The organism is uncultured Bradyrhizobium sp. (assembly GCF_947648125.1).
GTDB lineage: Bacteria > Pseudomonadota > Alphaproteobacteria > Rhizobiales > Xanthobacteraceae > Bradyrhizobium.
In genome coordinates this window covers 64,946-80,645 of sequence record NZ_CANSMR010000034.1, presented here as the reverse complement: position 1 = coordinate 80,645, position 15,700 = coordinate 64,946, and the positions used below count along the sequence as shown (strand labels likewise).

Below are 15,700 nucleotides of genomic sequence, written 5' to 3'. Positions count from 1 at the left end.
ATCTCATGCAGCAAAACTCTCCTCGGGCTGCGATCGATACGCGGGTGCATCCGGAAACAGGCCGCGGCGGATGCCGACGAGGCCGAGCAATGCATCGTCCCGCGCGCGCTCATTGGGATCCTTGACGACCGCGGCGAGCGCCGCATCGATGCACGACAGCAGCTCGGCCGGCATTGCCTCGTCCGCATGGGCGCGAAATGCCGCCGCGAGGGCGTCCAGCATGTCGTCGATGGCGCGCACGGTCGATGCGCCGAGGCCGTAACGAGCTCGCCTGAGGTCGATGATGTTGAGCCCGATGCGCAGTTGGACCAGGCTGTCGGCATCGCGGCGGTCGCTTTCGGAGATAAAGGCGATGCGCTGCACCAACAGGCCGAGCCGATGCAGCATCAGGCCGGCAAACTGCGCCCGGTCGCCGTGGCCACGCCGCTCGGCCGCGACCGCAAGCGTCTGCCAGCCCGACGTCATCAGTCGCTTGGCGATCCATTCGGCGCCGACGCCGCGCGCGACCCGCGTCACGATCTCGGCGATCACGACACCGAGGAAGAAGGCGACCGACGTGTTGGCAAAACTGGCGAAATCCGCGCTGTAGGTCGATTGGAGCGCCAGCAGCGTCGCGGTGTTGGCGGCGAGCGCCATGCCGATCGGCGCGGTTTTCGGCCGCGCGATCAGGAAGCCGTACAGCAGGAAGGTCGGCGCCAGCGCGGCGATCAGAACCTCGACATGGGAGATGCCCGGCACCAGCGCGAACTGATAGATCGCGACGACGACGATCGCGACCAGCGAAAACAGGCCGAAGGCCCGGATGCTGCGCGCCGGCTCGTCTTGCGCGGCGAAGAAGGAGCAGGCGACCGCGGCCATCATCGGCGCCGAGGCGCCATCGGCCCAGCCGGTTGCAATCCACAGGCCGCAGCAGATCAGGATGGCCACTGCCGCCCCCGCGGCTGACCACAGCGCCATGCCGTGGTCGCGATGACGGACTGGCGCCGCGCCCGACTCCGGGTGGAACGCCAGCGGGATGGTGGAGATATCCCGGCCCGCGGCAATCGCATCGCCGATTGCGCGGCAGTCGGCCGAGATGTCGACCAACTCGCGGAGCCGGAGCAGCAGGCTGATGGTGATGATGCGCTCCCGCGGCGCGAGGCCGTCGAGGGCAGATTGCCGCGCGGCGATCGCAGCGCGGATCTCGTCGCCGGATTGCCGCTGGCGATCGTCGTCCACGATCCAGGCGGCGAGATCGCCGATCAGGTGCCGCAGCTCCGGCTGCCTTTGCAGCGCCGCTTCGCCGAGCCCGGCAAGCCGGTCTTCGATCGACGTGATGATCGGCAGCAGCATCAGCATGCGCAGCCGGACCTCGCCGAGGCCGCGCACGGTGCCGGCGTCGGCCAGCCGGTCATAGGCGACATGGGTCATTAGCGTATCGATCTCGACGATGTCGGTCGCGAGGCGAAGGCGTTGGGCCCGGCGCGTCTCGCTGGTCCCGCGATCGAGCAGCACGTCGCGGGAGAGGCGGCGCGCATCCGACAGCCAGCCCCTGACGCGGCCGCCGACCGCCGGCGCGACGCTGCGCGGAAATACCACTGTCGACACCAGGCTGGCACAAATGATGCCGAGCGAGATCTCTTCGACCCGCGCCAGCGCGACATCGAAAATGCTGCCCGGGTCGGCCACCGACGGAAAGCCGATCAGCGCGACGGTGTATCCGCCCAGCATGAAGACATAGCTACGCGGCGTGCCGTCGAGCAGCGACAGATAAAGGCAAAGTCCGACCCAGAGCGCGATCGCGAGGCACAACAGCTCCGGCGCATTGATCAGGTTCGGCACCAGGGCGACCGTCATGCTCGCGCCGACCAGGGTGCCGATCACGCGGAAGAAAGCCTTCGAGCTGGTCGCGCCCGCCAGCGGCTGCGACGTGATATAGACCGTCGCCATCGCCCAATAGGGCCGCGGCAGATCGATCGCCAATGCGATGACAAGCGCCAGCATCGACGCGGCGAACGTCTTCAACGCGAAGATGAGATCCGCGTGGCGGATCAGGAACGGCTCTTCCGCGCGCATGACTATTTCGCCTCTGGAGCGGTCTTATCTGCAGCGGTCTTGGCTGCAGCGCTCTTGGCATCTTGCAGGCGGCTTGCTCGCTGCTCGATGCGCTGCAGCGTCTCGAAGGTTACCGCAAGTTCCTCGCTGCCGATATCCTTCAGCACGCTGGCCCGCACGCGGCGCAGTACCCGGTTGGTCTCCTCGACCTTGGCGTCGCCGGCCTCGGTGAGATGCAGCGTCTTGGCGCGCCGATCGGTCGGGTCCTCGCGACGCTCGACCAGGCCTTCGGACTGCAGCAGATCGATCAGCCGCACCAGCGAAGGCCCCTCGATCCCCAGTTCGTCGGCGAGCACGCCCTGGCGGACGTTCTCCCCCTGCCGCGACAGCACGAGCAGCGGAATCGCTGTCGCGTAGGACAGGCCGTGATCAGACAGCGCCTGATCCGACTCGCGACGCCAGATCCGGGCGAGCCTGGTGATCAGGCGGCCGATCTCGGCGTGGATATGGGATTGCGAAGGAGGCATGCAAATTAGATAGGATGCAAACTATTAGGCTGCAACTATATAGCCTGGAATATTCCTGGTGATCACGTAAAAGCGATCGAGCAAGCGGCAATGGGCACGGGCTCCACGGCAGGAGCGGGCGAAGAATTTCGGGGCGACAGCAGCCTGGCGCTGGTCCCGACCTTCATCGTCGTCGCCGTGGATGCGACGGGGTTGGGGATCATCCTGCCGTTGCTGCCGTTCTACTCGCAGCGGCTTGGCGCGACCCCGTTCGTGATCGGTGCGCTGATCTCGGTCTATGCGTTGTGTCAGCTGATCGCCGGCCCGATCGTCGGCGTGCTCTCCGACCGCTACGGCCGCCGCAAGGTGCTGGTGGTGAGCCAGATCGGCACCTGCGTCGGCTTCGTTCTGCTGGCCATCGCGGGCAATCTGGCGCTTGTGTTCCTGGCCCGCATCATCGACGGGCTGACATCCGGCAACATCTCGGTGGCGCACGCCTATGCGGCCGAGCACAGCGCGCCGCAGGCCCGCAAGCAGGCGCTCGGCATGACCAGCGGCGCAATCGGGACCGGCTTGTTGGTCGGCCCCGCGCTGTCGGGCCTCCTTGTCCACTACGGCGACACCGCGCCGGTCTGGGCTGCCGCAGCGTTGTCGCTGATCAGCATCGTTGCCACGATCGTTCTGCTGTCGCCGGATCATCCGGCCGCAGAGCCGCTCTATCAGCAGCGGGTGCCGGAGCCGACGCCGGCGCGCACGATCGTCGGGATACGCTATGCGTGGCGCGTGCTCGGTCTGCTCATCGTGTTCTTCTTCGTGAATTCGATGTTCCTGTCGCAGATCGGCCTGTTCCTGTCGGCGCGGTTCAGCTGGAACGGGCATGCCTTCGGCGCCCGCGAACTCGGCGCCGTGTTCGCCTATGCCGGTTTCATCAACATGGTCGTGCAGTGTGCCCTGATCACGCGTGCGAATATCTTCGCTTCCGACCGCATCATTGTCCTGGCGGCGTTCGCCTGCATGGCGACCGGATTGGTCGGACTTGCGTTCGCTGACCGGATCAGCCTGCTTGTGGCCTTCCTGACGCTGATCATCGTCGGCATGATGTTCGCCCGCAGCACGCTGACCGCCGAACTGTCGCGCAGCACCGCGATCAACCGGCAGGGCATGATCATGGGCCTCAACCAATCGCTGATGTCAGGCGCCAATATCTGCGCGCCGCTGCTGAGCGGCGCGTTGATCGGTCACCAGCTGTACGTCAGCTGGACGCTCGTGATGGCGGCGATCGCAATGCTCGGCGTGGTCCTGGCCGGGCAACTCCTCCCGCCGGGACAGTCGGCGCCGGAGCTGGGCAGCCCGGAAAGCAATGGGCAGATGCCGCGTTGATGACGCGCTCCAACCGTCGAACAAATCCCACGTTGGCCAAAGACGGGCGATCGCGCGATAACCTCTCGACGCAGCGCGCTGCCCGCTCTCAACCGAAGTTGTGCATCAACCGGCTCCAGTCCTCGCCGGCGAGGCCGCCGACATAGATATCACCGCGCATAACGGCGTCGTTCACTTCGGCAACGCGCGTCAACGCCATGGCGAAGGCGCGGTGCCGGAATACGAGCCAGCGCTGCAGCCGCAACCAACCTTTGGTCTGATCGTCGTTCATCCGTGAACGAGTGCCGCTCCGACAAGTCTCGGCACATATCCTCCGCGCCGCCAGCGCGCCCTACGGATCGAGCTCAGTATCCCAGTAGAGATAATCGAGCCAGCTCTCATGCAGATAGTTCGGCGGGAACAGCCGGCCGTTGCGGTGGAGCTGATGCACCGTCGGTGCGTAGGGCGTCTGCTTCGGAAACATCTTGGCCTGCTGCGGCGTCAGGTTGCCCTTGCGCAGATTGCAGGGCGAGCAGGCGGCGACGACGTTCTCCCAGGTGGTCTGGCCACCCTTGCTGCGCGGAATGATGTGATCGAAGGTGAGGTCGTCGCCCGACAGGCAATATTGGCAGCTGAATCGGTCGCGAAGGAAAACGTTGAACCGGGTGAAGGCGGGGTGGGTGGTCGGCTTGACGAAGGATTTGAGGGAGACGACGCTCGGCAGTTGGATTTCGAAGGAAGGACTTCGTACCGCCCGGTCGTAATATTCGACGATGTTGACACGATCGAGGAACACCGCCTTGATCGCGTCCTGCCAGGACCAGAGCGACAGCGGGTAATAACTCAGCGGCCGGAAGTCCGCATTCAAGACCAGCACCGGCCAACCGCCTTGCGAGACATGTGCGTTCAAATAACGCTCCTGATCTCCCATTAGCTGCGAAGCAGCATGCACTCACATACTACAGGCAGCGTGACGGGATTGTGAAGAGCAATGAGCGGCTTATCCGCCGGGCCCTGCCATGTTCCTGCCCCGATTGCCTCCCGCCCGCGAGGCCCGTAAAGGGAGCCGCAAGGCCCTGTCGGCCAGTGACGGACCCCTGCCGATGACCACGACCACAAGCTATCTCGAGGCGCCGCGCCGGTTGCGCGCATTTGTGCGTGCGCACGAGACGAGCCTCGTGGTGCTGGCGCTGCTGATTGGCGCCATTGGCGGCCTCGTGGTCGCGGTCATGAGCAGCCTGGTCACGGTACTGCATTCGGTGCTGTTCAATCTGCCGCTGGGCGATCGGCTGTCGAGCCAGCCCAGCATCGATCCCGTGCGGGCGCTCGTGGTTCCCACGGTTGGCGGACTGGTGCTTGGAGTAGCGTTCCTGCTGCTGCTCCGGGTCCGGCCGGCCCGGGAAATCGACCCGATCGAGGCCAACGCGCTTTATGGCGGCCGGATGTCGTTCCGCGGCAGCGTGATCGTGGCGCTGCAGACGATCTGGTCGAGCGGCGTCGGCGGCTCGGTCGGGCTCGAGGCCGGCTACACCCAGCTTTCCAGTGGCCTGGCCGCCTCGCTCGGCCGTGGTTTTCATCTCCGCCGCAACGACCAGCGAATCATGGTCGGCTGCGGCGCGGCGGCGGCAATCGCAGGGGCCTTCAGCGCGCCGCTCGCCGGCGCGTTCTACGCTTTCGAACTTGTGATCGGCGGCTATACGCCGGCGAGCCTGACCCCGGTCGGTGTGGCGGCGGTGGCCGGCTATTTCGTCGCCCATGCCTTCGAGCCGCTGCCGCTCGGCGTCGGCGTCGGAACCGTCGGCGACGTGCTCGGACGGGATCTTGCGATCGCCGCGCTGCTCGGCGTGGTGGCGGCCCTGACCGGGATTGCGATCATGCGCGGGGTGGCGCTGTGCGAGACGCTGCTTGCCAAGACCCGGCTCTGGCCGCCGCTGCGGCCGGCGCTGGGCGGGCTTGCGGTCGGCGCCATGGCGCTGCTGACGCCGCAGGTGATGTCGTCGGGGCATGGCGCGCTGCGCTTCGCCGGCATCGTAGCGATGCCGCTCACCTTCATCGCCGGCGTGTTCGCGCTGAAGGCGGTGGCCTCGATCGTGTCGCTCGGCTCGGGCTTCCGCGGCGGGTTGTTCTTCGCCACGCTGTTCATGGGCGCGCTCGGCGGCCGGCTGTTTGCGGCCGGCGTCGATATCGTGTGGCCTGGGCTCAACCTCGATCCCAACGCCTATGCGGTGATCGGCATGAGCGCGCTGTCGGCCTCGGTGATCGGTGGACCATTGACGATGTCGTTCATCGCGCTGGAATCCACCGGCAATCTCTGGCTCACCACCGCGGTGCTGGTCGCGGTCATCATCTCGACCACGATCACGCGCGAGCTGTTCGGCTATTCGTTCGCGACCTGGCGGCTGCACCTGCGCGGCGAGACCATCCGCAGCGCCGCCGATATCGGCTGGATCCGCGATCTCACGGTCGGCAAGATGATGCGGCAGGACATGACGACGGTGAACGCCGCGATGCCGATCGAGGCGTTTCGCGAGGAATTCCCGCCCGGCTCGAAGACCCAGGTCGTCGCGGTTGACAGCGATGGACGCTATGCCGGGCTCGCGCTGGTCGCGGAAGCGCACGCGCCCGATCTCGAGGCCGACAAGGGGCTTGCCGGCATCCTGCGCTACGCCGACGTGGTGCTGCATCCTGCCATGAACGTGCAGGAGGCGATCGCGGTGTTCGACGCGGCCGAGGCGGAATCGCTCGCGGTGGTCGAAGGCGACGGCGACCGGCGGCCGATCGGCCTGCTCACCGAAGCGCACGCGATGCGGCGCTACGCGGAAGAATCCGAGCTACGCCGCCGCGAGGTGATCGGCGAGATTTGATTGCGGCAGCGGGCATCAAGCGGGATTGATCTCAGTCGCAGCGCCCGCTGCCTGCCCCGTCATCCCCGCGCAAAGGCTTCGCCTTTGTCGCTGGAGGAGCGCGGAACGCGCGTCTCGAAGGATGCGCGGCCACCAGCCCGGCCGTCGACCCATCGAGACGCGCGCGATGCGCGCTCCTCCAGCGACAAAGGCGAAGCCTTTGCGCGGGGGTGACGGAGTTAGGGGTATTCGACATTACGTCCGAACTCTCTCCAGCTTCTGCAGGCACCGCGTCACGCGCACCGCGGCCGGCATCTCGGTGTCCGGAAAGCTGGTCTTCCAGTCGGTGACGCCGACTTCGCCGACATAGATGTCGCCGCGCGAATCCAGCGCGATGCCGTGCGGCGCCAGGAATTTGCCGGTCTCGACGCCGGGTCCGTGCTCGCCGCCGAGCCGGGCGATGCGCTTGCCGGTGCCATCGACGATCGACAGCCGCGGGCCGAGATTGGGCACCTTGCGGTTCACGGCCATGCCGGGGCCGAGCTCGCCGATCACGAAGTTCGGCTGTTTGCCGCCGCCGCAGCAGCACAGCGCGCAGGGCCGGTGCAGATTGTTCCACTGCGTCTCGTATCTGCCGTTGCCGTCGAACACCTGGACGCGGTGGTTCTCGCGGTCGGCGACATAGACCCAGCCGTCGGCGTCGGTCGCGATGTTGTGCACGATGTTGAACTGGCCGGGATCGGTGCCGGGCTCGCCCCAGGTTTTGATCAGCCTGCCGTCCGGCGTGTATTTGTGAACGCAGGCATTGCCGTAGCCGTCCGAGACATAGATCTCGCCGTTCGGCGACAGCGCGGTATGGGTGCAGCGATGGAATGGCTCGCCGCTCATGAACGGCGCCGGCTTGTTCGGGATGCCGATCGTCAGCAGCACCTTGCCGTCGGTCGAACACTTGCGCACGGTGTGGTCGCCGTCGTCGGTGCAATAGAGATTGTCGTCGGCATCGATATGCAGGCCGTGGGCGCGCGCGAACACGCCTTCGCCCCAGCTCCTCATGAAGTTTCCCTCGCGGTCGAGCACCACCATCGGGTGGTCGCCGCGGTTGAAGACATAGACACGGTCCTTGCTGTCGACCGCGACGGAGGCGACATCGGTCAGGCTCCAGCCGTCCGGGAGTTTTGCGAAATTCTCCACCACGCGGTAGCGATGCTCGCCGGTGCCGAGGATGGTTGGCATTTGTTCGTCTCCCTCCCTTCGTCATTCCGGGATGCGCGAAGCGCGGGCCCGGAATCCATTTATCCGCAGAGATTGCGGCTTGATGGATTCTCAGATGTGCAATTGCACATCAAAGTCCGATGCTGCGCATCGCCCCGGAACGACGATGTTGGCTACGGTAGCTTCGCCACCGGCCCGACGTCGCGCGGCAACAGCCCTTCCTCGATCGCCTTGATCTGCAGCGCGAGATAGCGCGAGTTGATGCGGCATTGCGCGAGGCTGCCGGCGATGAACCACAGGCCGGGCTGCGGCGTGCGGGTGTACATGTTGCGCAGCTCCTGGCCGTCGCCGAAGCCCCAGATCGGGCCGACGCGCGCGGCCATGGCCTCGCCGAACAGCCTCTTCACCAGCTCTTCCTGCGGCCGGTAGCCGGTCGCGAGCACGATCAGGTCGGCGGCAACCGTCTCGCCGGTCTTCAGCCGTGCGCCTTCGCGCACGAAGGTCTCGATGTCGGCAAATTGTTTCAGGGCGATCGCGCCGCTCGCGACGAGATCGGAGCAGCCGACGTTGAAGTAATAGCCGCCGCCGCGGGTGAGGTACTTGAATTGCCAGCCGGTGCCGCCGTCGCCGAAATCGAGCTTGAAGCCCTTGCTTGCGAGACCGTCGAGCAGCGGCCTGTCGAGCTGCTTCGACTGCTCGGTCATCAGCACATGGCTGCGCTTGGCGAGCGCGAGCGGCATCGAGGTCGCGATCAGGTCGCTGTCCTCGAGCGAGCCTTCATTGTAGGCAGCATAGGCCAGCTGCGCCGACGGCTCGATATTGGTGACGAGCGTCGAGGAGCGCTGCACCAGCGTGACCTCGGCGCCGGAGGAGTGCAGATCCTGCGCGATGTCGTGGCCGCTGTTGCCGGTGCCGATCACCAGCGCGCGCTTGCCGGCCCAGTGCTCGCCGTCCGCGTAGCCGCTGGAGTGCAGCACCTGGCCGGAGAAAGCCTTCAGCGAGGGGATATCAGGCACGCTCGGAATGCCGCTGACGCCGGTCGCCATCACGACATGGCGCGGCTGCATTTTTCGCGTCGTGCCGTCGGCACGGCGCAGTTCGATGGTCCAGCGTCCCCTTGCCTCGTCGTAGCTGCCGCCGACGAATTCCGTGCCGGTCCAGAAGTTCAGCTCCATGGCATCGACATAGGATTCGAACCAGTTGGCGAGCTTGTCCTTCGGGATGTAGGTCGGCCAGTTCGGCGGGAACGGCATGTAGGGGAGGTGATTGACCTGCACCTGGTTGTGCAGCGTCAGCGCATGGTAGCGCTTGCGCCAATTGTCGCCGACGCGCGCCTCGCGGTCGACGACCAGCGCATCGATCTTGAGCTGTTGCAGCCGCGCGGCGATCGCAAGCCCGGCCTGTCCGCCGCCGACCACCAGCACATCGGGATCGCGGCCGACATATTCCGCGGATGCCTTGCGCAGGTCGAGCCAGTTAGGGCCGCGGAAGTCGCGGGAATAGGCCTGTCCACGCGGCCTCGTGTTTCCCTGCTGCTCCTCGAATCCGTTCAGTTCCTCCAGCGCCGTCAGCAAGGTCCAGGCCTTCAGCCGATCGCCGTCGGCAGCATCCGGGATCAGCCGTACGATGCCGTGGCCGCGGCCGACAGCGGTTTCGAACTTGAAGATCGCCTCGATTGCGTTCGTGCCGGCGCGCATCACCCGGCGGGGCGGCGCGCGCTCGGCATCGATGCGGAAATCATGCGGCCCGCTGCGGCGCGCATGCGCGGGCAGTTCCTCGATGATGGCAAAGGCACGGTTGACGGTCTGGATGTTCCAGCTCAGCGCCAGCACGTCGCGCCAATAGCTCTCGGGATGGAACAGCGGCTTCAGCAGCACATCGTCGGGGCCTGCCAGCGCATCCTCGAACTGCACAAGCCAATTGTCGGCGGCGACCGAAATATCGTCCGTCTTGTCGAGCATTGAGCGTTTCTCGTCATCGGCCGCCTTGGTGACGTCTTCTTGGCGGCGTTCCCTTGGCTGCAAGCCTATACCCAATGGCGAGGCCGCAGAAAGGGCGTGACGGGATATCGCCTATTCGGCCAGCGACAGGATCAGGCCTTGATCCGGCGGAACGCGGCCCTGCAGGGTATCGAGGTAGGCCTCGCGCACCGCGGCCGGACCGCGCCGTTCAACCACATCGAGCCAGTTGGGCAGATGCGGCACGAGCTCCGTCCATGCAGCGCCGAACCGCTGGTCGATGCCGCCGGGACCCCATTCCTTGGCGCGCTTGCGGATCTGGTCCGGTGCGAAGAACCATACCGGCTTGGCGCCGGGCAGCGTCGGCTCATCCGGCTCGCTCGCACGATGCGTGAGCCCGACCCGGCCGGAATAGACCATCTGCGCGCCGAAGTGGCGGTGCAGGGCCTCGCGCAGCGCGCTGTTGCCGGCCATGTCGACATAGGCCACAGCCTCAGCCGCCGGGATCGCGGCGACCTGGTCATAGGTGACGACCTCGTCATAGCAGCCGAGCGAGGTGACGAAATCGACATTGCCCTTCGAGGTCAGCCCGATCACCCGGATGCCGCGTCTGTGCAGCAGATGGGCGAGCCCGAACGCGGTCTTGCTCGAGGCCGACGACAGGATGACGCGGCGCGCGCCGTAGAACGCGTTCTCGGCCAGGGCGTCGTCGACCAGGAACGAGAGCATAAACAACGGCAGCAGCAGCGCGCGGAAATCGCCCTGCTGGCCGGCATAGGTCGGATCGCCGGACACGCGGGCATAGGCATTGTAGACCGGCGAGACCTCCTGGCGGTGCGCGGCGCCGTCGCGCAGACCACGCTTGCTGACATCGGCCGCCTCGATCACCAGATGAGTCGCCATCGGGAAATAGCCGAACAGCGTTTCGCCCACTGCGATCATGGGATGTTTCGATACCAGCACCTCGCCAAACCCCCACACCGGGATGATGCCGTAGCCGTCGGGTGCCGGGAACAGGTGCCAGTATTTCAGCTGCTCGCCGATCACGGCGTAGGTGATGTTGTTGGCGGTGAAGGCGAAGCGGGTCACCTTCACCAGCAGCGCATCGGCCGGCAGGCCCGCGGCATCGGGCAATCGCGTCTCGATCACCTTGCATTGCTGCAGATCGTTGCGGATGACGATGAAGTCAGTGGCGTTCATGGCGATGATCCCGGCTTCAGATGCGCCGGCATCGTTGCGTCGATCGCCGGCCGTTTGCAACAGCAACTTAGTTTCAAACGCCGTTCGGCTTCACCGTTCCATCGTTCAGCGAAGTTGTCCTTCGCGGTAGAGGTCGCGCAGCTTGCGCTTGAAGATCTTGCCAGTGGCCTCGCGCGGCAGCGCGTCCATGAAGCGGATATCCCTCGGCACCTTGAAATTGGCGAGCTTGCCGCGCAGAAATTCCTGGATCGCCGCGACCGACAGCGTGCTGTCCGCTTCCGGCTCGACGCAGGCGAACAGCCGCTCGCCATATTCATCGTCTGGCACGCCGAATACCGCGCAGTCGCGGACGCCTGCCATGCCGATCAGGGCATTCTCGATCTCGGCGGGGTAGATGTTGACGCCGCCCGAAATTACCATGTCGCGCTTGCGGTCACACAGGAACAGATAGCCGTCCGAGTCGAGATAGCCGACATCGCCGACGCTGACGAGGCCGTCGCGATCGGCCTCGGCACGCGCCTTGGCGTTACCGTGATAGTCGAAATCCGATATCAACGTCTGACGCATGAAGGTTTCGCCGGGCTCGCCAACGTCGCAAAGCGAGCCGTCCGGCCGGAACACCTTCACGATGCCGCCTTCAATGGCGCGGCCGACCGTGCCGGGCTTGGCCAGCGCTTCCGCCGCTGTATGCCAGATCGGGATGCCGGTCTCGGTGGCACCGAGATATTCGTTGATCACCAATCCCCACCAGTCGATCATCGCGCGCTTGACGTCGACCGGGCAGGGCGCCGCGCCATGGACGATGAAGCGCAGCGAGGACAGGTCATAGCGGCGCCGCGTCTCCTCGGGCAGCCGCAACAGCCGCACGAACATGGTCGGCACCATGTGCATGTGGGTGACGCCGTGGCGTTCGGTCAGTTGCAGCAGGTCTTCGGGATCGAAGCGTGGCTCCAGCACAATTGTGCAGCCAGAGCGGAATGCGAACATCCCGTAGGAGTGCGGGGCCGAATGGTACATCGGGCCGTTCATCAGGATCACCTGGTCGTCGTCCGGCTTGATGCCAAAGGTGATGGTGCCGATGCGCGCGGCGGCGGCCTGCTGTGCGAGCGGCAGCGGCTTGCGCTGTACGCCCTTCGGCAAACCCGTGGTGCCCGATGTGTAGAACATCGGCGCCGCGCCGATCGGCGCGTCCGTCAGCGGTTGATGCGTGTCACGCCAGATATCCCAATCGGTCATGCCGTCCGGCACGCGCGTGGTCGCCGGCGCCACGCCATAGGCGGCGGCGATCTCCGGCGGCGTCGTCACCACCAGGAGCTTGATCCCCGGCGGCAACCCCTCGCGGATCTGCGGCAGCAGATCGGCGTGACAGACCAGCGTGTCGGCGCCGCTGTCGGACAGGATATAGCCGACCTCGTCGGCCTTCAGATGCCAGTTGATCGGCACCACCGGACTGCCGAGCGCGGCGGAGGCTGCGACCACCTCGAACAGTGCGAAATCGTTGCGCAGCATCATGCCGACCGGTTTGCCGCCCTGAACGCCGAGCGCGCGGAAGCCGGTCGCCGCCCGTGCGATGCGGGCGTGAATGTCGCCGTAGCTGATCTGTCTGTCGCCGCTGATGATCATAGTTCGTTCCGTTTCCTCGCGATCGTCCAGCCGGTGTTCGATACTACCGATTTCCGGCCCGCGCCGCTCACATGCTCTTCGCAAACGCGATGATCGGTGACCAGATCGCGTCAGGCATCTCCTTGTAGATCGCGTTGTGATCAAATCCATCGATCACGTTGGAGGCCTTCGTTCCCGGCTTGGCATCATAGACCCGTTGGCCGAGATCGACAGGGATCGTCTTGTCCGTTCGGCTGTGAACCCAAAGCAGGGGGATCGACAAACGGCTCGCCGCCTCGACGTTGTTCCAGACGTCCGGCAGCTTGAGCATGGCCTGCTCGGGCGCACCGCCCCGAATGGCGATGTCGCGCAGCGACGAGAACGGGCTTGCGACGACGATGCAGTCCGGTTTGGCGTCGCCATGTGTTGCCGCGTAAAGCAGTGGACCGCCGCCGAGGGAGTGGCTGAGCAGGCAACGACGTCCGCCGGCGGGAAACAGCTTCAGGAAGGCGTCGAGCGCCGCGACGCTGTCATCGTCGATGTTGTCGATCGTTCCGAGAGGGCTGCTCCGGCCGTGCCCGGAATAGTCGAACACGAGCGAGGACACGCATTTGTCGTGCAGGAATTTCTGCACCGCGATCCAATCGGCTACGGTTTCGCCACGGCCGTGAAAGATCAGCAACGCCGGCGCCGCCTGGCAGGATGCGGCTGCCCGCACCAGGAAGCCGTCGAGCCGGCGATCGTGGCTCGTTATTGCGACGCGTTCGAAGGCCAGGCCGACATCCGCCGGCGTCGCCTGCGACATCTCGCCCGGATTGAGCGTGTTCTTCTCGAACGCGCCCCACGGGCTGTCGCCGGCCCGTGCCATGCTGGACATCGTCGTGAGCATGGCGAGAAGGATCAATGACAGCGGACGCTTCATCCTGCGCTCCTGCGAGATGTCCGGGATCGGCTGTCAGGCGCTGAGCCGCGTCGTGAAGCTGTCGCGCGCCTGCGCAAGCTCCGCCTTCATCCGTGCCACCAGTTCGGCGACCGGCGGGGCGTCGGTGATCTGGCCGATGCCCTGGCCCGAGCCCCAGATGTCGCGCCAGGCCTTGGCCTTCGTGTTGCCGCCGGAGCCGAAATTCATCTTGGACTTGTCGGCGACCGGCAGGTTGGCCGGGTCGAGGCCAGCGGCTGCGATCGACGGTCCGAGGTAGTTGCCGTGCACGCCGGTGAACAGGTTCGAATAGACGATGTCGTGTGCGGCGTATTCGGTCAGCGCCTGCTTGTACCTGAGGTCGGCGTTGGCTTCCTCGGTCGCGATGAAGCGGGTGCCCACATAGGCGAGGTCGGCGCCGAGCGCGAGTGCGGACGCGATGCTCCAGCCGTCGGAGATCGCGCCCGACAGCAGGATGGTGCCCTTGAACCACTGCTTGACCTCGCGCACCAGCGCGAACGGCGACAGCGTGCCGGCATGGCCGCCGGCACCGGCGCAGACCAGGATCAATCCATCGACGCCCTGCTCGGCGGCCTTGCGGGCGTGCTTCACGTTGATGACGTCGTGGAACACCACGCCGCCATAGGAATGCGCGGCCTCGACGATCTCGGACGGCGGGCGCAGCGAGGTGATGATGATGGGCACCTTGTGCTTCACGCAGGTTTCCATGTCGTGCATCAGGCGGTCGTTGGAGGCGTGGCAGATCTGGTTGACCGCGTAAGGCGCGACCTTCTTCTCCGGGTGCTGCGCCTGGTACTCGCCGAGCTCGTTCTCGATCCGCGTCAGCCATTCGTCGAGCTTCGCGACCGGGCGGGCGTTGAGGGCCGGGAATGAGCCGACGATGCCGGCCTTGCACTGCGCGATCACGAGCTCGGGCCCCGAGACGATGAACAGCGGGGAACCGACGACCGGCAGTTCAAGCCTGTTGGCGAGCGAGGCGGGCAGCGACATAGTTCGGATCCTCCATGCGCGCCGCCCGGGGCGGATCGCGATTTGTGTGATGGCCGGAGCGGCGGCTCCATTGGCGCGGCAATATAAGGCTGGACGGTTGCGTTATGACGTTCAATATTGAACAGCTTATTGGGCAAGAATGAACAATGGCGCGGGCGGGCGGCATGGACTGGGAGCTCTGCAAGACCTTCGTCGCGGTGGCAGAGACGCGCAGCTTCGCCGGCGCGGCGCGGCGGCTGCGCATCAGCCATCCCACCGTCGGCCGCAACGTCGCGGCGCTCGAGAAGCAGCTTGGGACCCGCCTGTTCGCCCGTTCCAATGACGGATTGTCGCTGACATCGCACGGCCGCAAATTCCGCGAGCACACCGAGGTGATGGCGGCGGCGGCGCTGCGCGCCGAGGCGGCCGCGTCCGCCACCGGGGAGCAAGCCCGCGGCGTCGTGAAGCTGTCGATCGGCGCCACGCTGGCGGCGCATTGGCTGATGCCGCGGCTCGGGCCGTTCCTGCGCGATCACGCCAACATCCAGCTCGAGATCATCACCCACCCGTTTCCGGCGAGCGTTCGCCGGCGCGAGGCCGACGTGGTGTTGCGGCCGGTCGATGCCGGGGACGAGAACCTGATCGGGCGCAAGATCGGACGGCTCGGCGCCGGCTTCTTCGCATCACGCGGTTATGCCGCCGGGCGCAAGCTGCCGGAGCGGCCGGACGAATGGCGGGGACACAGCGTGATCGGGTTTGCCGACCGGGCCTCGAATGTGCGGCTGGCCCGGTGGAGCGATGTCATCACGCGGCAGGGCACGCTGGTGATGCGCTGCTCCTCGCAGGGCGACATGCTGGCGGCGGCGCGGGCCGGGCTCGGGATTTGCGCGCTGTCCTGCCTGGTCGGGGCCGATTATCCCGATCTGGTTCGGGTCGCTCCGCAAAAGCTGTCGAGCCTCTCCGATCTCTGGCTGCTTGCCCATCCCGATCTGGTCGAGCTTCCCTCGGTGCGCGCCGTCATCGGCTTCGTCACCGATTGCGCGCGCGAGGACCGCGTCAGGCTGCGCGGATAGCTGT

The 15,700-nt window shown here is 66.1% G+C and carries 13 protein-coding genes; 3 read left to right on the top strand and 10 right to left on the bottom strand.

Features of this window, described 5'->3' with window-relative positions; all coding sequences use genetic code 11:
- Positions 1–3: 3 nt before the first annotated feature.
- Positions 4–2,055 carry an FUSC family protein gene (locus Q0030_RS35450; protein WP_298378142.1) on the bottom strand — a complete coding sequence of 684 codons (2,052 nt, stop codon included), beginning with the start codon at positions 2,053–2,055 and terminating at the stop codon, positions 4–6.
- A 2-nt stretch (positions 2,056–2,057) separates the two neighbouring features.
- Complete coding sequence (locus tag Q0030_RS35445) at positions 2,058–2,561, bottom strand: MarR family transcriptional regulator (protein WP_298378139.1); 504 nt, start codon at positions 2,559–2,561, stop codon at positions 2,058–2,060.
- A gap of 90 nt (positions 2,562–2,651) precedes the next feature.
- Between Q0030_RS35445 and Q0030_RS35440 the strand changes: the two genes are divergently transcribed.
- Positions 2,652–3,920, top strand: coding sequence for an MFS transporter (locus Q0030_RS35440; RefSeq protein ID WP_298378136.1), 1,269 nt, complete (start codon positions 2,652–2,654; stop codon positions 3,918–3,920).
- Between the two features lie 88 nt (positions 3,921–4,008).
- Here Q0030_RS35440 and Q0030_RS35435 read toward each other — a convergent pair whose 3' ends face one another.
- Positions 4,009–4,191, bottom strand: coding sequence for a hypothetical protein (locus Q0030_RS35435; RefSeq protein ID WP_298378134.1), 183 nt, complete (start codon positions 4,189–4,191; stop codon positions 4,009–4,011).
- A gap of 60 nt (positions 4,192–4,251) precedes the next feature.
- On the bottom strand, positions 4,252–4,809 hold the full coding sequence (locus Q0030_RS35430) for an HNH endonuclease (RefSeq protein ID WP_016845270.1): 558 nt from the start codon (positions 4,807–4,809) through the stop codon (positions 4,252–4,254).
- Between the two features lie 193 nt (positions 4,810–5,002).
- Between Q0030_RS35430 and Q0030_RS35425 the strand changes: the two genes are divergently transcribed.
- Complete coding sequence (locus tag Q0030_RS35425; RefSeq protein ID WP_298378130.1) at positions 5,003–6,763, top strand: chloride channel protein; 1,761 nt, start codon at positions 5,003–5,005, stop codon at positions 6,761–6,763.
- 234 nt (positions 6,764–6,997) lie between these two features.
- On the opposite strand, the gene Q0030_RS35420 is transcribed toward Q0030_RS35425, so the two are convergent.
- From Q0030_RS35420 to Q0030_RS35395, 6 genes are all read right to left on the bottom strand, one after another.
- The gene (locus Q0030_RS35420; protein WP_298378127.1) at positions 6,998–7,975 is read right to left on the bottom strand and encodes a peptidyl-alpha-hydroxyglycine alpha-amidating lyase family protein; all 978 of its coding nucleotides are present in this window, start codon (positions 7,973–7,975) and stop codon (positions 6,998–7,000) included.
- Between the two features lie 152 nt (positions 7,976–8,127).
- Complete coding sequence (locus Q0030_RS35415; protein ID WP_298378124.1) at positions 8,128–9,915, bottom strand: NAD(P)/FAD-dependent oxidoreductase; 1,788 nt, start codon at positions 9,913–9,915, stop codon at positions 8,128–8,130.
- Between the two features lie 111 nt (positions 9,916–10,026).
- A complete protein-coding gene (locus Q0030_RS35410; RefSeq protein WP_298378121.1) occupies positions 10,027–11,112 on the bottom strand; it encodes a DUF2855 family protein in 1,086 nt (361 codons plus the stop codon).
- A gap of 105 nt (positions 11,113–11,217) precedes the next feature.
- Positions 11,218–12,765 carry an AMP-binding protein gene (locus Q0030_RS35405; protein WP_298378150.1) on the bottom strand — a complete coding sequence of 516 codons (1,548 nt, stop codon included), beginning with the start codon at positions 12,763–12,765 and terminating at the stop codon, positions 11,218–11,220.
- 37 nt (positions 12,766–12,802) lie between these two features.
- A complete protein-coding gene (locus Q0030_RS35400) occupies positions 12,803–13,636 on the bottom strand; it encodes an alpha/beta fold hydrolase (RefSeq protein ID WP_298378118.1) in 834 nt (277 codons plus the stop codon).
- Between the two features lie 33 nt (positions 13,637–13,669).
- Positions 13,670–14,644 (bottom strand): nitronate monooxygenase family protein, encoded by a 975-nt coding sequence (locus Q0030_RS35395; RefSeq protein ID WP_298378115.1) that lies wholly within the window; start codon positions 14,642–14,644, stop codon positions 13,670–13,672.
- A 164-nt stretch (positions 14,645–14,808) separates the two neighbouring features.
- Between Q0030_RS35395 and Q0030_RS35390 the strand changes: the two genes are divergently transcribed.
- Positions 14,809–15,696 (top strand): LysR family transcriptional regulator, encoded by an 888-nt coding sequence (locus Q0030_RS35390; RefSeq protein ID WP_298378147.1) that lies wholly within the window; start codon positions 14,809–14,811, stop codon positions 15,694–15,696.
- Positions 15,697–15,700 lie beyond the last annotated feature (4 nt).